This is a genomic window from Vulcanisaeta sp. JCM 14467 (assembly GCF_001316245.1).
Classification (GTDB): Archaea; Thermoproteota; Thermoprotei; order Thermoproteales; family Thermocladiaceae; genus Vulcanisaeta.
Window position 1 is genome coordinate 23857 of sequence record NZ_BBDM01000013.1, and the last position, 15680, is coordinate 39536.

At 52.6% G+C, this 15680-nt stretch carries 25 protein-coding genes and 1 CRISPR repeat array; of the genes, 10 read left to right on the plus strand and 15 right to left on the minus strand.

Annotated elements, in window-relative coordinates:
• Nucleotides 1–3: 3 nt before the first annotated feature.
• From JCM14467_RS11430 to crn1, 13 genes are all read right to left on the minus strand, one after another.
• Nucleotides 4–327 (minus strand): hypothetical protein, encoded by a 324-nt coding sequence (locus JCM14467_RS11430; RefSeq protein ID WP_252901467.1) that lies wholly within the window; start codon nt 325–327, stop codon nt 4–6.
• A complete protein-coding gene (locus JCM14467_RS11435; RefSeq protein WP_054850240.1) occupies nt 266–586 on the minus strand; it encodes a hypothetical protein in 321 nt (106 codons plus the stop codon). The genes JCM14467_RS11430 and JCM14467_RS11435 overlap by 62 nt, the downstream gene beginning before the upstream one ends.
• Nucleotides 549–1361, minus strand: a complete 813-nt coding sequence (locus tag JCM14467_RS11440) for a hypothetical protein (RefSeq protein WP_252901468.1) — start codon at nt 1359–1361, stop codon at nt 549–551. The genes JCM14467_RS11435 and JCM14467_RS11440 overlap by 38 nt, the downstream gene beginning before the upstream one ends.
• Nucleotides 1310–1516: a hypothetical protein gene (locus tag JCM14467_RS11445; protein ID WP_054850242.1), complete on the minus strand. Its 207-nt coding sequence runs from the start codon at nt 1514–1516 to the stop codon at nt 1310–1312. Before JCM14467_RS11445 ends, JCM14467_RS11440 begins: the two co-directional genes overlap by 52 nt.
• Nucleotides 1513–2217 carry a hypothetical protein gene (locus JCM14467_RS11450; RefSeq protein ID WP_054850243.1) on the minus strand — a complete coding sequence of 235 codons (705 nt, stop codon included), beginning with the start codon at nt 2215–2217 and terminating at the stop codon, nt 1513–1515. The genes JCM14467_RS11445 and JCM14467_RS11450 overlap by 4 nt, the downstream gene beginning before the upstream one ends.
• On the minus strand, nt 2193–2753 hold the full coding sequence (locus JCM14467_RS11455) for a hypothetical protein (protein WP_054850244.1): 561 nt from the start codon (nt 2751–2753) through the stop codon (nt 2193–2195). The genes JCM14467_RS11450 and JCM14467_RS11455 overlap by 25 nt, the downstream gene beginning before the upstream one ends.
• Before the next feature lie 97 nt (nt 2754–2850).
• Entirely contained in the window at nt 2851–3180 is a 330-nt protein-coding gene (locus tag JCM14467_RS11460) for a hypothetical protein (protein ID WP_054850245.1), read from the minus strand.
• Between the two features lie 8 nt (nt 3181–3188).
• Nucleotides 3189–3557 (minus strand): DUF58 domain-containing protein, encoded by a 369-nt coding sequence (locus JCM14467_RS11465; RefSeq protein ID WP_252901469.1) that lies wholly within the window; start codon nt 3555–3557, stop codon nt 3189–3191.
• Nucleotides 3461–4090 carry a hypothetical protein gene (locus JCM14467_RS11470; protein WP_054850247.1) on the minus strand — a complete coding sequence of 210 codons (630 nt, stop codon included), beginning with the start codon at nt 4088–4090 and terminating at the stop codon, nt 3461–3463. The genes JCM14467_RS11465 and JCM14467_RS11470 overlap by 97 nt, the downstream gene beginning before the upstream one ends.
• Before the next feature lie 100 nt (nt 4091–4190).
• Nucleotides 4191–4955, minus strand: a complete 765-nt coding sequence (locus JCM14467_RS11475) for an AAA family ATPase (protein ID WP_342765545.1) — start codon at nt 4953–4955, stop codon at nt 4191–4193.
• On the minus strand, nt 4904–5155 hold the full coding sequence (locus JCM14467_RS20175) for a MoxR family ATPase (protein WP_342765540.1): 252 nt from the start codon (nt 5153–5155) through the stop codon (nt 4904–4906). Before JCM14467_RS20175 ends, JCM14467_RS11475 begins: the two co-directional genes overlap by 52 nt.
• A gap of 65 nt (nt 5156–5220) precedes the next feature.
• Nucleotides 5221–5745 (minus strand): hypothetical protein, encoded by a 525-nt coding sequence (locus tag JCM14467_RS11480; protein ID WP_054850248.1) that lies wholly within the window; start codon nt 5743–5745, stop codon nt 5221–5223.
• Between the two features lie 58 nt (nt 5746–5803).
• Nucleotides 5804–6361, minus strand: a complete 558-nt coding sequence (crn1, locus tag JCM14467_RS11485; protein WP_252901503.1) for a CRISPR-associated ring nuclease Crn1 — start codon at nt 6359–6361, stop codon at nt 5804–5806.
• A 338-nt stretch (nt 6362–6699) separates the two neighbouring features.
• Between crn1 and JCM14467_RS11490 the strand changes: the two genes are divergently transcribed.
• The 4 genes from JCM14467_RS11490 (at nt 6700) to JCM14467_RS11505 (ending at nt 9169) form a co-directional block, all read left to right on the plus strand.
• Nucleotides 6700–7275, plus strand: coding sequence for a Panacea domain-containing protein (locus JCM14467_RS11490; protein WP_252901470.1), 576 nt, complete (start codon nt 6700–6702; stop codon nt 7273–7275).
• Nucleotides 7268–7804: a hypothetical protein gene (locus JCM14467_RS11495; RefSeq protein ID WP_054850249.1), complete on the plus strand. Its 537-nt coding sequence runs from the start codon at nt 7268–7270 to the stop codon at nt 7802–7804. Before JCM14467_RS11490 ends, JCM14467_RS11495 begins: the two co-directional genes overlap by 8 nt.
• 133 nt (nt 7805–7937) lie before the next feature.
• The gene (locus tag JCM14467_RS11500) at nt 7938–8309 is read left to right on the plus strand and encodes a hypothetical protein (RefSeq protein ID WP_054850250.1); all 372 of its coding nucleotides are present in this window, start codon (nt 7938–7940) and stop codon (nt 8307–8309) included.
• A 26-nt stretch (nt 8310–8335) separates the two neighbouring features.
• Nucleotides 8336–9169 (plus strand): hypothetical protein, encoded by an 834-nt coding sequence (locus JCM14467_RS11505; RefSeq protein ID WP_054850251.1) that lies wholly within the window; start codon nt 8336–8338, stop codon nt 9167–9169.
• Between the two features lie 132 nt (nt 9170–9301).
• Here the strand turns inward: JCM14467_RS11505 and JCM14467_RS18155 are convergent, their stop codons facing one another.
• Complete coding sequence (locus JCM14467_RS18155; RefSeq protein WP_252901471.1) at nt 9302–9505, minus strand: hypothetical protein; 204 nt, start codon at nt 9503–9505, stop codon at nt 9302–9304.
• A 273-nt stretch (nt 9506–9778) separates the two neighbouring features.
• A CRISPR array of direct repeats spans nt 9779–10626; the repeat unit is 25 nt; unit sequence GAAGATTTCAATAGAATATTGAAAC.
• 166 nt (nt 10627–10792) lie between these two features.
• Between JCM14467_RS18155 and JCM14467_RS11510 the strand changes: the two genes are divergently transcribed.
• Nucleotides 10793–12607, plus strand: coding sequence for a hypothetical protein (locus JCM14467_RS11510; protein ID WP_252901472.1), 1815 nt, complete (start codon nt 10793–10795; stop codon nt 12605–12607).
• Between the two features lie 74 nt (nt 12608–12681).
• Here the strand turns inward: JCM14467_RS11510 and JCM14467_RS11515 are convergent, their stop codons facing one another.
• Nucleotides 12682–12885 carry a hypothetical protein gene (locus tag JCM14467_RS11515; protein ID WP_252901473.1) on the minus strand — a complete coding sequence of 68 codons (204 nt, stop codon included), beginning with the start codon at nt 12883–12885 and terminating at the stop codon, nt 12682–12684.
• A 77-nt stretch (nt 12886–12962) separates the two neighbouring features.
• On the opposite strand from JCM14467_RS11515, the gene JCM14467_RS11520 reads away from it, so the two are divergent.
• From JCM14467_RS11520 to JCM14467_RS11535, 5 genes are read left to right on the plus strand one after another with little or no spacing between them, the layout of a single operon-like run.
• Nucleotides 12963–13877 carry a hypothetical protein gene (locus JCM14467_RS11520; RefSeq protein WP_054850254.1) on the plus strand — a complete coding sequence of 305 codons (915 nt, stop codon included), beginning with the start codon at nt 12963–12965 and terminating at the stop codon, nt 13875–13877.
• A 13-nt stretch (nt 13878–13890) separates the two neighbouring features.
• Nucleotides 13891–14175: a type IV secretion system DNA-binding domain-containing protein gene (locus tag JCM14467_RS18160; protein WP_252901474.1), complete on the plus strand. Its 285-nt coding sequence runs from the start codon at nt 13891–13893 to the stop codon at nt 14173–14175.
• Entirely contained in the window at nt 14142–14480 is a 339-nt protein-coding gene (locus tag JCM14467_RS11525) for a hypothetical protein (RefSeq protein ID WP_054850255.1), read from the plus strand. Before JCM14467_RS18160 ends, JCM14467_RS11525 begins: the two co-directional genes overlap by 34 nt.
• On the plus strand, nt 14474–15100 hold the full coding sequence (locus tag JCM14467_RS11530; RefSeq protein ID WP_054850256.1) for a hypothetical protein: 627 nt from the start codon (nt 14474–14476) through the stop codon (nt 15098–15100). The genes JCM14467_RS11525 and JCM14467_RS11530 overlap by 7 nt, the downstream gene beginning before the upstream one ends.
• Nucleotides 15082–15588 (plus strand): hypothetical protein, encoded by a 507-nt coding sequence (locus tag JCM14467_RS11535; protein WP_054850257.1) that lies wholly within the window; start codon nt 15082–15084, stop codon nt 15586–15588. The genes JCM14467_RS11530 and JCM14467_RS11535 overlap by 19 nt, the downstream gene beginning before the upstream one ends.
• Nucleotides 15589–15680 lie beyond the last annotated feature (92 nt).

The window sequence follows — 15680 nt, forward strand, 5'->3', positions numbered from 1 at the left end:
GCGTTACCCGCCGCCCTCGCCGCAGTACCGCTCCTCGTCATTAGTGCCTTTCCCGCCAGCCTTAGCTAGGAATATTAATATCGGCAGTAACAATGCGTTTACGAACCACTTAATTAATGTTGATAAAAACGGCGCATGGGCCACTATCGACGGCGCCACCAGTAGTATGAGCACTAAGAAAACGGCCACAACGCCGATCCTAATGCCGTAGTGCCTAACCACCTGCCCAAGGCTCATCCTAGACACCCCATGACCAGGGCGTTGCTTAGCTGTATAGCCCACGTATGAACTCCTCATACTCCCTCCTACCCACCTGGGCATGCCCATACCTAACACCCTCAAACACCCTCAGGCTAACCCAATCCCCGCAATTCGCCTCACTCATCAACCCACGCCTAGCCAACTCCATGCAAACCTCCCTAGGCGTCTTATTCTCCACACCCTCAATGCCGTGCATGGCCATGTTAGCCCTGAAGGTATTAACCACGTCAAACCCGTAATCCTCCACAACCAACACCCTATGCACCTCAGCAACACCACCGCCAACCCTAACCCTGACCTCGTGACAACCCGGGCTGTGGAACACAATGCTCCGCCAACCAACTCACCCTCAGGCTCAACTCTATGGCCGCACCATTGCTCACCGTATATGGCAGTGGGTCATTAACCCTCCAGGTGAGTGGCAGGTCCTTGTCAATGCCAAGGTCAATGTACTTACTGCCTCCCCAACCCCTCAATGGTACTGGCGTTCCCTCTATGGTCATTCCCACGCCCTGGATGGCTTGTCCAGTCTTCTCCGTGGGCTTCGGCCTAGGCATCTCAGTCCTCACCCTCGGTCTCCTCGCCTGTTGCTCCTCCCTCCTTTCCTCCGTTATCTTCCTCAACCTGGCTAGGGAGTTCCTACTGCTTATTATTGTGAAGGCTAGGAGCACGGCTATTATGGCTATTAGGACCCAGAGTAGCCAGGGTAGGAATAATTTAATGACCACGGTCTTAACAACCTCATTACTCACGGGCCCAGCCGCCCTCGCACCACCTCCACCGCCTCCGCCGCCAGGCCTGATTAATGGAACCATCAATGGCGCATTGCTGAAGGCTATGGATAGCGCCGGCGCCCTTAACTGTGGCATTGACGTTGGCGTTGACTGTGACTGCGGTATTTGTATCCTCGGTGGTGTTGGGCTCATTATTGGCGCGTTTATGAAGGGCATGACAATCGATATGGGCCCAAGGCCGCCTGGCCCCGAGAAGCCGAACCCGAAGCCGTGTAGCCCAATGCCGAAGCCACTAATGCCTATTCCGAAGCCCGTCAACCCAAAGCCAGCCCCGAATATCCCCGTGCCAATGCCCACGCCGGGCATTGCGTCTTGCTAACGCTAACCACGTTAACGAGCTTATTCACAGTCGCCTTTGTCCCGCTGGTCTTAATCACTAGTGGTGTTATTGAGTTCATGAGGATCCAGGTTATTGCGAGGACTATTGCCAGGAATATTATCGCCCTGGCCCTCTCATTCATAGCTCAACACCCCTATTCATTATTACTATAATTCCAGTGGCAATGCTCATTACCAGGAAGCCCACCAGCGCCATGCCGATCAGTGATATCGCCGCCCCAATTATAAGCACTGCCACAGGGACTGCCGTGGGTATGTCCAAGCCCCTAACCGCTGGTATAAGCAACGCCGCACCCGTAACCGCAACACCCACCAGCCATAGTATGGTACCGTAGGTCAAGGGCCACGGTAGTGGTATCGAGGCGAATATGAATAGTGGGTTGAGCACAATCCTCATTCCCTGGGTCACCACGGGAGTGACGTCTGTGACCATCATGATTAATATGCCGATTAATGCCAGGGCAGGCCCGGCGAGGGCTATTGACGAGCCGGCCAGGGCAATGGTGTTGGCAATCGACCTCCCACCCCTCCACAGGGTGAGTATTCCGAGCCATAACCTGAGACTTGATAGTAGGGCTGCCCCGAACATGGTGATCAAGGTCGAGTCCACAACGCCCGCGAGTATGTAGAATAGCTGCGGGGGCAACCCAAGCAATTCATACGCCTCAGCAAGCAGCTGTGGGTGCATCCACGGGCTCACCACGACTATGAACAACTCCGCGAATGCCCTAGCCGACCCCAACGGGTTATTGTCGATGCTGGCCACCAACTGCTTGGGTAGCTTAATTATTATTATTGTTATGATGAGGCCACTATGGTCCATACCACGAAGGCCTTAAGCAAATCCATAAAGCCCAGGTCGCTTAGTGATACCCTGACCATGCTAACCACCCCCATGGCCCTGGCGATCAATGCCGTTGCCAGGTAGATCAATATGAACATTAGCAGTGCCATGAGCGGCGCTAGGACTAACACCCTAAGGGCCTCCATGAGTAGGGTTAGGGCCAGGGACAGGGCTATCGCGGCTGCCCCAACGCCAATGACCATGGCATTCATTAGATCCAGCTCCCTAAGCCCCTCAACGCCGTAGCCCAGCTCCCTCATCCTTCTCGCCAACCTACTGCTCGATTCGTAGACGTTTCCTAGGAAGTAGGCGTAGATCGATAGGGTCACGGCCAGGGATAGCCAGGTGAGGGCTGGCCTGCCTATGGTCCCGAGGGCCACGTGGATTGTGTACGGTATGTAGCCCATGGCGAATAGCGTTAGGGCCATGGTGGAGAATGCCGAGAATAGGCCGGCCCTACCCAATCCCCTACCCCTGGCGAGGCCCAGGGCGGCTAGGACGGTGGTTACGCCCATGAGTGCGTAGATGAAGAGCTAGAGTAGTCTGTCATCTCCATGAGCACCAGGTACGGCGTCAGCGGTAGCACCACCGCCAACAATGCCGAGGCGATCCTCATGACAACCACCTAATCCTCGGCATTAACCTAGCTACCGCAAGCCCAACACCCTCGCAAGCCGGGTCCCAGGGAGCCACGAGAACGCCCCTCGGCAGGGCCCTGTACAGCCTACCCCTAGTGGTTATGCGCCCAATGCAGGTCTCAACGCCGTACTCACCAAGCTTCTCCCTCATTACTACCGATCCGTGGCTCACATCAATGACCAACACCCTACCCAGCAACCTACACCTCCCGTCCTGACCTAGGCATAGGGATTTCCTAATGGCGTTCACGGCATCCCTATTGGCTATGTTCGTGACCACAATGAGCACTGGCTTGGTCTCCACAACTACCCTTAGCAGGCTGGGTCCGCAACCTCGTACCTCGGCTTCTCCAGGTACTCAATCCTCAATAGGGCGTTGAGGACCCTGTAGAACTGGGTCTGGCCTGAGGAGGGAATTACGTAGATGTTGCTTGGCGGTATTGTCCATAGGCCAACGTTGTAGCCATACCTAAGCAGGACCTTGGTGAGCGAGAGCACCAGCGACGCGCCATACTCCAGTGGGTTCTCGTGAGGGTAGCCAAGCCTCATCCAGGGGCCCAGGTCTATTAGGAATACCACGTTCCTTAGGCCCTCCCTATCGTACTCATTAACCATGACCTTACCCTCCACGGACCTTGCCGTGGCCTTCCAATTAATGAACTTAAACGGGTCACCAGGCACGTACTCCCTAATATCCCTGAAATCCGTTGAGTGTGGCCCAAGCTATTCGGCGTTACCCTAGGCGTCACCGTGGCCGGCTTAATCCTGCCAACGCTCCTCCTGATAATCCTATACCTGGGCATTACAATGAGCCTAATCTCCTCATCAACCTCATCCTCAATGATCCTAAGGCCAAATAGGTGGTGGTACGCATACCTAACACGGCCAAAGTCATAGACGCCCCTCTTCATCGCCCTAACCCTAAACCTAAACTCCCTCTCCACGTTACCGAAGCCCTTGAAGAATACCTGCGCCGCCTTACCACTAACCACCTCGAACCCCTCCCTATACCTGGCCACGCCTCCGTACGTGGCCGGCGGCATGGCGATGGAGATTAGCCCGAAGCCGCCCCTTACGGACACCCTGGCCCTAACCTCAACCTCATCACCGGCGAACACCCTGGTCCTCGGGACCTGGAGCTCCACGGTTATTGTTGGGCTCGTGTTCGTGGCCATGGCCAGGGAGACCATGATTGCCGAGAATACGACGGCCATTAGCAGGTCCCTAGCCGTGGCTATGAAGCCATGATGGCCGTGAATATGGGTATGGCCATCAATAGGTAGTAGGACTTACTGATCTCCCTAACCATAACCATCACTTAGGCACGGGTATCTTACTCAGGTACTCAAGAACCACGTCCCTACCCGTGATCTCACCCTCAATGGCGTACTCAGGCTTCAGTACAATCCTGTGGCCAAGCACGTCAGGCGCCACGGACTTAACATCGTCAGGTATCACGTAATCCCTACCATCAATCACGGCCATGGCCCTAGCCATCCTAAGCAGCGATAGCAATCCCCTGGGGCTCGGCCCCGCGGCAACCCTCTCGTCACCCCTAATCGCCCTGAAGGCAAGTATGTACTTGATGATATCCTGGTCAACCCTAACCCTAGCCTCTATGAACTGCCTAATGGCCAATAATTCATCCGCACTCGTCACCGTGCTCGCGTAGCCGGTCGGGTCATCGGTCATCCACTTAATCCTCCTATTCAACAACTCACCCTCCTCATCCTCACTCGGGTAGCCAAGGCTTAGCTTGAGCATGAACCTATCCATCTGAGCCTCGGGTAGTGGGTATGTGCCCTCATACTCAATCGGGTTCTGGGTGGCAATGACTATGAAGGGCTGCGGAAGCCTAAAGGTCTCGCCCTCAATGGTGACCTGGAGCTCCTCCATAGCCTCGAGGAGCGCCGCCTGGGTCTTCGGCGGAGCCCTATTTATCTCATCAGCCAGTATGAAATTGGCGAATATTGGTCCCCTCACAACCTCAAACCTACCCTCCGCAGGCCTCCAAACCTTGGTACCAACTATGTCACTGGGCAGTAAATCAGGCGTGAACTGAATCCTCGAGAACTGCAGGCCGAGACCTTAGCAATGAGCTTCGCCAAAAACGTCTTGCCAACGCCGGGTACGTCCTCGAGGAGTACGTGGCCGCCGGCAAGCACTGCTGCGAGTATCTCCTTAATGACCTCCTCCTTACCAGAGTAGTAGCTGAGTATCTCACCCACTATTGCCTTGACCTTACCCCCAATGAAGCCTATGTCAACTCCCTGCGACATAGAAAATTCACCACCTAGGTTATTTTCAACTATTTTTAACTTTACCACCCACGCCACCAACCACATCACTGCCTACCCAGGTACCTCCTCCTCACGTACTCAACGACCTGCGTTGGGTAGATCACGTGCGGCACATCGATAGTCCTACCATCCCTCAGGTAAACCCTAATGACACCCTCCTTAACCACGTCATAGTCAACGACCATGTTGCCACTGGCCAGGTAGCCGCGGAGGCTTAGGTAGGTCCTCGCCGATTCATGCTCGGTAACCACCTGTACGTCGCTGACGTCACCCCACCTAGCGATTAACTCCCTATTCCTGTAAATACCGTCACTCCCTATGAAGTACTTCCTACCACCCCTACCACCAATGGGCAGCAGGTCCCTAGGAATACTGGTCCTCCTAAGCACCAGGTAGCCACCTGCAATAAACGGCAGGCTAAACACCACACCCACGGCAGACCTAAGCCCTGCAGCCGCTAGCAGTATGAAGGCGCCAATAACGATTAGGAAGTAGCCCCAACCCCTATGCCTCGTCAAAACCCTCCTGGCAGCCTCAAAGGGCCATAGCTCATCGCTGTGCCCAGTCATACCACTAAGTACCTAGGCACGCACCCTTTTAAACCAGGCCACACGGTCGGCCACAGCATCACATGAGCACGATGGTCCTCGCACCACCCGAAACCAACCCACAGACCAAGTCCTTGATTCCGCAATTACCCCTCGCAGCCTCCTCAACCAAGCCCTCCACACCCCTCAGCCTCCTAATCAACTCATTAACCCTACCATACTCCTCAGGCGGTACGACCGTGGTCACCAGGTGAGCCCCAACCTCCCTAGCCGCCAACGCCGCAGCCACACTCATGGCCTTCCTACCACCCGTGAAATCCACGTAATCGCCGCCCCGCACCACGGAGAGCACCGCATCCATGAAACGCCTAAAGTCCTCGGGATCCTCCATATCCTCCATGGGGGCTACCAAGTCCTTAATAACTACATCGCCAGTGTCGCAGCAGGTGAAGATTGCCTTAACGAGCTTCCAGGTGAATTCCACGGAGGCACTCCTAACCACGTAAACCTCGTCAACACCCACAGGACCAACACAGCCAATGCACCTACCCAGGCGCAGGTTAATGAAGGACTCATAGACACCACCCGGCGTCGTACCCAACGTAACGACCAACCTAACCACGGAGGGCAAGGCCACACCCAACTTTAATGCCTTACCTAACAACCCACACAACCAAACCATAAACCGTCAGAACATTTACGTTATTGCGGAATTGAATTGAACATCAGAACAACGGTTCAATTCCAGGTGGAAACCGTCGGAACATCCACGGCACGTGAACGTGCGTGGGGATAAATGTTCTGACGAAAACCACAGGGAGGAGGCGAGTAAGGCTTAAAAGAACCTAATAAACTAACGACCCCAAATCTCTAAAGAGAATCTGAAATATGAGCGGTATATCCTTGAGGGAGGAAGATTATGGTCATGGGTTTGCCAGGTAGGTTTTTAAAGAGCCCCGTGACCACTCAATTAGCATGTCCATCAGGGGGGTTGGGCTCGATAGTGCGAGGTCTCAAGCCACCCAATACGGCCCTGGGGACGTGATTTACGCAGTAGTAGAGAAGCTCGGAGGCTCCATTGACGGACTTAAGAAACTCATGAAGGTGTTATTCCTCGTACAATACGACATTAGGAGGGGTGTGCTCAGCAAGAAAGCCATTAAGTACCTATACGGCGGCAACCCCATCACCAGGGTTGAATTCTTCCTGTGGAACTTCGGCCCCATGAGCAATGAGGTGTACGACGCGATCGACGAGCTCGAGGACAATAACGTGATAAGCACCGAGGCCCTCGACAACCTATACACCACGGTGAGGATAAGCATTGCCAGGAAAACGCAGGTAAGTCTCCCAAAACCCGTGCTGTCCAGGATTGACGAGGTGGTTAGGAAGTACGGTAACTACAGGGGTTGGGAGCTCGAGAGACTCGTGAAGAGACTCCTCGGGCTCGACATCGAGGAGAAGAGGAATGAATACCTGGGCTATTACGTCGATGATTACCTCAGGGAGGAGGGATTCAACGTCGTAGAGCGGGACTTGGCCCATGGGTGAGTTAAGGAGTGACTATGAATACGCCATAAGCGGCATTACAATTCACGTTAGCAGCGGCGGTAGGAGTCGCTCCGGCCTGGCACCTGGGGAATACATGGAATTAATTAATGAGACCTGCAAATCATGGAGAGACAGGGGCATTGCATGGCTTAGGAATAGATTTGGCAACGCATACGTGGGCCACCTCGGCGTGCTGGGCACGGCAATAATGGCATGCTACGCACGGCAGAGGTGTTACGACTTCATACTCGAACCCTCAATCACGACAATGCCGAGTACGCACATACCACTAACCAGCATTAACCCAGACATCGCACTCATCATCAAAAACGAACTCCTAATACTCGAAATAAAACTCCACCACAAAGTAATAGCCAGTCTGACAAGCCAAATCGACGAATTCATTGCAGAATTCAGGGGTGAATTAAGAAGGCTGAAGATCCACATGGGCGTCCTACACATGCTCATGACCAGGGCGGCCCAGGCCAGGAGGAAAGGAGGAGCAAGCCACGCTGGCTCGCAGAACTAATCCTAGCATCAAAGAGGCAGCAGGACATATACGATGAAATAGACAGCATAATCAAAGACCTAATGCATTGACTTCTCCAAACAAACACAATAAATCACTAACTTTTTAAGGCGCTTAATTAGGAATTGATTGTATGCAGGACCTAGCCGACCAAGTAATCACATCGATACTGAGCCTCACCGCGCCAGCTCCGCTATCCGACAATGAATTCACCACCATAGCAGACATAGTCAAGGCATTACTCATGAGGGGAGAGGTGAACGAGGAAGAGCCATGTGACAGGGTTGCCGAAGCCATAGCCAGGGAGGCCGGGATGGCTGTGGAGGTACGGCGCGATAAAATCATAAGGCCCACCAGGACATCCGCCACCCTAAGTAAGGGCACCATCACCCTTAATTGCACATCAGCCTTAAGAAATACGGCCATATTAATGTATAAACGACATCCCCACATACCTCTACTTGGTCTAATCTTAAAACTTAGGGGCTCGGTATCCTCAGGATAACCAACGCCAATAGATACGCCGTTACATTGAGTACCGAGGAGGTCAATAAGTTGTTTGAGGAGGTTAAGGCAAAGGTTCGTGGCAGGGCCTTGATATCCATCCATGGGGATGAGTACCTATTCATACGTAGGGGAGACTCACTCATAAGGATAGAGAGGCTCGGCGAAGGCGTGGTAAGTGTCGTGAAAGGTGATTATCAATACAAATACGCACTGGTACCCAAGGACTCACTCAACGACCTAATCCTCAAGGTCAAACTCATGTGCTTTGAAACCGAGCCGAAGTGCTCATTATCCATGTGGTGGATCGAGCCTGGGTGGTTCCTAGAGCCGTACATCAATAGGTTCCAATCCGAGAATGCCCTACCTGATGAACTAGCCCAGTACAACGTCGAACCCATCGATAGGGTCTCAATACCTCCCAATGTACTCAACTCATTAAGCAATGAGTACAAGTCCATTGTTAATAAATTAAGGAACCTCTTCGTGGTTGGTTCTCAGGGTGGTGAGGTTGATGCCGAGTCTGTTGAGCATAGGCTTGTCAAGGAGAGGCTTGTCGAGGTCGGCAGGAGGGTTGGCTTTGAGGCTGTTCAGGAGTTTAGTGTTGGTGATTTTAGGCTTGACGTTGCCTGGCTCGACGGTGACGAAATCGCCTACGCCTTCGAGGTCGTGATCAGCGGGAGCCTACTCGAGGCGCTCTACAGGCTTGAGCACGTAAGCGCAGGTAAGAGAATACTCGTAGTTAGGGACGAGGAATTGAAAAGGGCCATGGAGAGGGCAGGCGGTGGAATTAAGGTAATACCAACATCCCTAATACTAAACGGAAAAACCCACGAAATAATAAGGGAAGTAATAACATGACACAAGCCCCAAGGCACACAATGGCAATCCCAGGGCCCACCACGACCAAGAACAATACAGCACACCCTCAGGGAAGCCCCACCACGCGAATCAACGTAAGGCCTAAAGGGGGTTGGCATTGCAGTAGGTGAGCTAAAGCACCATGAGGCACGCCCAGGCATTAAGGAGCATGGACAGGACGAACACTGCCGAGCCAAGTCTACCAATAACCCAACAATGAACAAACACCACACAACAATCAACAAAGCCACAACCACACAAACACAACAAAAACAAAGCCCAGGTGCACGAAGCCATACACTTTAGGTTAGGCGGTGTGCACGGTATCGTGCACACATTCATAAACCTTTCCTTTTGGGATTGAACATATCAATGAACATGTTGTGTGCATGGTACCGTGCACACTTATCGTTTTACATTGCATAAACTTCCATTAGAACAGGCACGGCTAGGTGGAATTGAATTGACCATTAGAACAACAATTCAATCCCTAATGCAGATCGTAAGAACAAAAACGACTCGCGAAGATTAGGAGCTGAAAGATGTTCTAATGGCGTCTAAACACGAGGGAGGAAAGACTTATAAAGGGACAAATAAAGCTACGCATCAGAAGATTTCAATAGAATATTGAAACCTGTGATGATGTTTTCTAGTAGTCATCAATTAATTAGGAGAGAAGATTTCAATAGAATATTGAAACAGCAACCCATCAGTAAAAATGCCGTATTGCGTGAGCTGGGAGGGAAGATTTCAATAGAATATTGAAACTTATCCTGAATCTCAATGACCTTTATCGGCATTTCCCTAACAAGAAGATTTCAATAGAATATTGAAACCTTCCTGTATGTTTGCCTGGCCCGGCATGTGTTGTATCTGGACGAAGATTTCAATAGAATATTGAAACTTTGGTGGCGCCTCCCTTAATGTAGGCCATCTTCCTCCTCTGGAAGATTTCAATAGAATATTGAAACGTTAAGCCTAATACCTCTGAGTACCTGCCGTAATAACTGAGTAGAAGATTTCAATAGAATATTGAAACTACCTCAACTCATTATCCAGGTGTATCCTCAACTTCTCAACCTCATGAAGATTTCAATAGAATATTGAAACTGGCAACTAAGACTCAGAGGGTAAAGGAGACCTTGCCCAACCACTCGAAGATTTCAATAGAATATTGAAACTCCCGGCACTCACGTAGTACTTTATGCCAAACTCATTAAGTACTGAAGATTTCAATAGAATATTGAAACATAGGACGTGCCCGCGAGACACATGCACTCGCTAGAACTACCGAGGAAGATTTCAATAGAAAATTGAAACTATGGTGTAACCTCCTTCTCATAGGTTGTTATAATTAACTGGTTTGAGGATTTCAATAGAAAATTGAAACACTTTATAACATTATTTTTCGAAACACTATATTGACTCACCCGAGGATTTCAATAGAATATTGAGGGATCTCGATCATGTGGTGCCGGCTTTAGGTACGAGTTTATGGTGTATGATTTTAAATTGAAAGATGAACATCCCCACAGAGGGAGAATGCCGAAAGTGCGGTTAATACATCCCTATGGCCTCAATAGGAAAGGGACCAAGCCGGCGGGCCAGGGCCTTGGGGAGGTGGTGCGTAGGCTTGAGGTGGCGCCTAATAGGCTTGATGCATGGCTTGCTGTTAGGGAGGTGCTCAGGCCACACGTACTGGATAGGTATGGTGAGGCAAGGGAGTCAATGGATAGGTTGAGGCGGGCAACCCAAGCAGTGCAGTCAATGCTTAGGGGCGACCTCGAGGCGGTGCTGGAGCTGGCCAGTGCAATGGGAATTGAGTACTCAAGGGCTAGGGAGGCACTAAGCAACGCACATGCCAAGCACGTGGGCCAAGCACTGCCAAGGTACATGAATAATAGGGAAGTCAAGGAGAGGGCCAGGGGTGACTTAAAGGCAATAACCGATGTGCTACACACAATGAGGAGCAGCGTTGTCCTGAGTTACGACTCCCTGAAACCACTCCTGAACTACTTCAGGGACAACTACAGGGCAATCACCACAATAAACGACTGGTGGGTTAAGCACACCAACAGAATAAACGAGGCAATGAGTAGGGGTGCGGATGACGCTGAGTTAATGCTGATCAACAGGGCGAGTGTTAGGGAGTTAACGACGGCCCTAGCCCCATTCCTCGCCGTGAAGTACAGGGAAGCCCTTGAGGCGAGGGCCCTACAGGCAGCGTCGAGGGACCCAGGCGTGATTCGCCAGGCAGTCATTGACACTCTAAGAGCATTGAACTACGGTGAGTGGGTTAGGGAGGTTGGTGGGCGGTTTAGGGAGTTCCGCCTACTCATTGATGAGTATGTTAGGCTGTATAGGGAGGGTTCAGGCGCGTTGAGTAACGGCAAGTCCTTCGGTGAGGTATTCCCGAGGCTTGCCGCGGTGGCCAGGGGCAACGTCGTGGTTGACTCGGCAATAACTGCGTACCTAGTCATTGATGAGCATGGTAGGTGGCTTGAGGAAACGGCACTGAGCGGTGGTAGGAGGGGTAGGGAGTGGAGGGCGCTTAGGAGGGTCATTGATAGGGCTGTGTCCAGTGGGCTACTTCCAATGGCCCAGGTGCTAATGGCACTGGGTGAGTACGTGGATTTAAACGAGGCCATTGACTGGGGGCAACTGGCCATGGAGCACGCCGAGTGCGTTGGCGGTGAGTGCCTAACCGAGTTTAGGCAGTTGTTTAGGGCACTTAAGCAACTCCACAACCTAGACCGAATAGACCTGGACAGGATTGAGGAGTCGGCGCCGGGTCTCGTGCCCAAGATCCTCACAGCAAATGCCGAGGGCGGCCTCAGGGAGTTCCACAGAGCCGTCAGGGACCTAACAATTGGGGGTGGCTATGCATCGATAGGTGGGATTGGTAGGGAGGTGGTTGGGGAGTTGGTTAGGAGGTACATGGCGCCTGGCCTAACCGCTAAAATACTCGGGCAGGTCAGGGACTACCTGAGTAATGAGCTCGATGCAGTACTCCACCGCATCACCAGCGATATAAACGCCGTGACGAGACCCGTTAGGGATAGGTTGGGGGAGCTCAGGGGCCAGGTACAGCAAATACTCAATGCAGCCCTAAACCAACCCACTGGGTTAAGCCCCGAGCAGTGGCGGCAACTGGCCCAGTTGGGTAGGGAGGTGGGGCAGTTGGAGGAGTGGCTCAGGCCATTCGATGAAATACTCAAGGAGGTAAATGAGGCATTGAGGGTTCTCGAGGCACCAACGCCAAGGGAATTACTTAGGCACGCCGGGGAGTTGGCGAGGCTACTCAGTAAGTATGAGGGGGAGCTTAAGGCGCAACTGGCGGGTGAGGAGGTAACCCTAACAACACTGAAGGACGACATCGCCAGGGCAGTGAACCTAATGAGGGCATACGCATTCGCCGAGGGAATCACGAGGCACTAAGGCCATACACACGGCAACCTGGGAATAACCAGCCACGGCAGAGTGGATACGCAACACGCCAATCACAATCCTAGTCACGGACAAAGAGTCTCACAAAACCACTGAGCGCCAGGTAAAAAAACCAATAAATACGTTGCAAGCCAGTAGTGGTGGGTCAAAAGCCCATAGGCTATCAACCCAATTATTATGAAGCCAAGGACTGGGGTAAAAATGAGGATCTTAACAATCCAGAGCAGTACAGCCACAACCCACTCCCAAACACTGACTTTCCTCCCCATCAGTTTTGAGGTAGTAAACACCTATATAAAGCCATCAACAAATTAACGCCTTATTAAGGCATTAACCCCACACACCGATGATTAGGCTGGTCCTAGGGAGGCTGGATTACCAAGGCATTAACACGGGCGTGACTTTCAGGCTGGGCAATGCTAAGGCACTGGATGGAGTGCCCAATGCTGGGTTGACGCCACTGGGTAGGGCGTTGATTAATAGGGTGTTTCATGAGTTGGGCATTAACTGCGATGCAACGCACATAAAGGCACTCGGTGACGTACTCGCTGACTGCGGCTTTGCGCTACCCGCCTCGGTCGAGCTAACAGACAACTACGATGTTGGTGAACTAAGGACCAGCCTACGCTCCGCGCCGATACCAACGATTGAGCCACTATCAACAATAATTGGCCTAGCCCTGGCGTCATCGCTGAGGGTCAATGTTGAGTTCTACTCAGACCTATGGCCTAGGTTAACGGATGCCTTGGCGCAGCTCAAGGCTTTGGGCGTTGACGTTGCCGTGCACTCAAGCACCTTTGATGCAGGCAGGTTCTACGTATTCGACGAAATAATCAGGAAGTTGGTTAGGGTGCCTAGGGTTGATGAGCTTAGGGAGACAACGGACTTCGGCAGTAAGCTGGAGGTGATTGGAACCAACAGGAGGTTCATTGAGTACCCAGCCAGGTTCTTCAACCTGGCAGAGCCCAGGGAGCCAAAGATCGATGATGATGTGGTCAACGCAGTCGAAGTACTGGTGAGGGATTTGGGTGGTGTGGCTACGCTGAAGTCCCTGGCGGACATGCTCGGTGGTCAGGAACCAGTCCTAAAGGCAATAACCATGGGCTACGCAACCTACAACCCAGGGGACATGACGGTGAGGGCCACGGCAAAGGCACTAGCCCTTTTAAAGGGCCTCGGCCACAGTAGTGATGTTTTGGAGGAGGGCCAATCAACCTCAGGTAAGTCCAATAGGCCAGGCGAGCCCGGTGGGCCAGGGTGATGGTCAGTTACAGGTGGGTGGGCTGACCTTCAAGGCGGTCATAAACGAGCCGGCGAAGCACCTCTTCCGCCTAATGGTGTTGGATGAGACTCATGCGTTGATCTTTGGGGCGATAGGCACTGGGAAGACGACCCTCATAAAAAATGCGTTGGTGGATGTACCGCAGGACTACACGGTCGTTGTCTTCGACATTGCCGGCAGTTATGAGGTTACACCGACTACCACGCGCCATACCCCCTCAACCCACTTGACTTCCTCGGCGACATGGAGTTCCTGGACGTGCTTGATGAGGTCCTAACAATGAGGTTCCCTAGGCTACCCTACGCAAAGACTCCTGCCATGGACTACACGCTAATGCTGGCCTATAGGCAGTTAATGGCGAGGGGTGGGGAGCCATCGGTAGGCAGTGTCCTGAGGTTCCTCGAGGAGGCCGTTGAGGGTGGAACCATTGTGCGTGAGGACGAGGCTAGCGCGGCCAGGGGCCTCATCAGGAGGCTCTCTTACTTCAACCACTGGATATTCCAGAAAACACACCCACTAATCAACCGCCTACTCAAGGGCGAACTCAGGGGCAGGTCAATAGGCATAGACCTAAGATGCTAACCCCAGTCCAGCGCTGGTTCTACGTGTTGTCACTCCTAACAGCCGCCAACGCCGTTGATGCCAGGAACGTGATATTCGTGATTGATGAGGCCCACCTGTACTTCAGACTCGGCGAGTCAACGCTGACCTTCTCCGTGAGGGTTGGTAGGAATTACGGGAGGTACTTCGCATTGATAACACAGTCGCTGTTCGATGTTCCAGAGGAGTTCATTAGCATGAACAAGCTATTCATTGAGTTCCCAATCATGTTCCATAGGCCTGAGAACGTGATATTTAGGGAGGTTGGGTTCAAGGCCTACTTCGGGAGGAACGAGTTCTACGGCTCGGGTAAGGACGTGGGAGGCCTAATGCCGCCTCACTGGGCATCCCCACTGACCGCTTTGATGCACCTACACGTGACGAGTAGGCAACTCCTCGAGATGACTGCCGAGAGGAGGCCATACTACGAACTACGAGTCGAGGTAAACCCAACAATACCACCGAGGACAGGCGCAACAACACTTAGGCAGTGCGCCAAGGCGTATGGGGTGGACCTTGGCGTGATTAGGGACCGCGGCTTCGACTACACACCACTGCAGCAGCTCCTCCAGGGTGTCTGGGAATGCATTGGGATGCCCTAGTGTTTTACGTGGAGCCTAGGGCATTGATACTCGGCGGAACCGCAGTGATTGGGACTGCAACAATCGAGGTAGACTCAAACAACTGCTCAGTAAGCGTGGGCAGCATTGAGTACACGGTCATAGGCGTGGAGGACCTACACCACTTAGCGGGCCTGCACGTGCAGGGTATCAAGCCACTCACGGCATACCCAAGCAAGTACATGGACGCAGTGGACTACTTCCTATCGAGGATGGGCCTCCCCAAGTACATGTACAAGGTCGTTAATGCAGACCCGAGGGCGATCCCACTCAAGGCCGTGAACGCCGAGAACATTGTTAGGAACATCGCATACCTACACGGGTTGAATGCCGTAATTATCGCCAATTGGAAACGACTGGGCAAGCCAAAGACCTCACACGTACTGCACGCAATACTAAGGGCATCGAGGTACAACGCAGACCCAGACTACGCTAGGTATTACCCAAGGCGCCATGCAGGGCCAGGCTAGCGTGAACCCGCCCTTAAAACCAATTTCCACATAAATTAATGGAGGAATGAACCCCGAGGTATAGCACCCGGGTCAAGCCCGGGTGAAGTCCT

Bases quoted from the DNA above. Each gene is read 5' to 3' on its own strand.
- JCM14467_RS11430 (WP_252901467.1), bottom strand. From the start codon at position 327: ATGGGCATGCCCAGGTGGGTAGGAGGGAGTATGAGGAGTTCATACGTG.
- JCM14467_RS11440 (WP_252901468.1), bottom strand. From the start codon at position 1,361: ATGCCCGGCGTGGGCATTGGCACGGGGATATTCGGGGCTGGCTTTGGG.
- JCM14467_RS11445 (WP_054850242.1), bottom strand. From the start codon at position 1,516: ATGAATGAGAGGGCCAGGGCGATAATATTCCTGGCAATAGTCCTCGCA.
- JCM14467_RS11450 (WP_054850243.1), bottom strand. From the start codon at position 2,217: ATGGACCATAGTGGCCTCATCATAACAATAATAATAATTAAGCTACCC.
- JCM14467_RS11455 (WP_054850244.1), bottom strand. From the start codon at position 2,753: ATGGGCGTAACCACCGTCCTAGCCGCCCTGGGCCTCGCCAGGGGTAGG.
- JCM14467_RS11470 (WP_054850247.1), bottom strand. From the start codon at position 4,090: ATGGCCGTCGTATTCTCGGCAATCATGGTCTCCCTGGCCATGGCCACG.
- JCM14467_RS20175 (WP_342765540.1), bottom strand. From the start codon at position 5,155: ATGTCGCAGGGAGTTGACATAGGCTTCATTGGGGGTAAGGTCAAGGCA.
- JCM14467_RS11480 (WP_054850248.1), bottom strand. From the start codon at position 5,745: ATGACTGGGCACAGCGATGAGCTATGGCCCTTTGAGGCTGCCAGGAGG.
- JCM14467_RS11490 (WP_252901470.1), top strand. From the start codon at position 6,700: ATGTCCATCAGGGGGGTTGGGCTCGATAGTGCGAGGTCTCAAGCCACC.
- JCM14467_RS11495 (WP_054850249.1), top strand. From the start codon at position 7,268: ATGGGTGAGTTAAGGAGTGACTATGAATACGCCATAAGCGGCATTACA.
- JCM14467_RS11500 (WP_054850250.1), top strand. From the start codon at position 7,938: ATGCAGGACCTAGCCGACCAAGTAATCACATCGATACTGAGCCTCACC.
- JCM14467_RS11515 (WP_252901473.1), bottom strand. From the start codon at position 12,885: ATGGGGAGGAAAGTCAGTGTTTGGGAGTGGGTTGTGGCTGTACTGCTC.
- JCM14467_RS11520 (WP_054850254.1), top strand. From the start codon at position 12,963: ATGATTAGGCTGGTCCTAGGGAGGCTGGATTACCAAGGCATTAACACG.
- JCM14467_RS11525 (WP_054850255.1), top strand. From the start codon at position 14,142: ATGGAGTTCCTGGACGTGCTTGATGAGGTCCTAACAATGAGGTTCCCT.
- JCM14467_RS11530 (WP_054850256.1), top strand. From the start codon at position 14,474: ATGCTAACCCCAGTCCAGCGCTGGTTCTACGTGTTGTCACTCCTAACA.
- JCM14467_RS11535 (WP_054850257.1), top strand. From the start codon at position 15,082: ATGCATTGGGATGCCCTAGTGTTTTACGTGGAGCCTAGGGCATTGATA.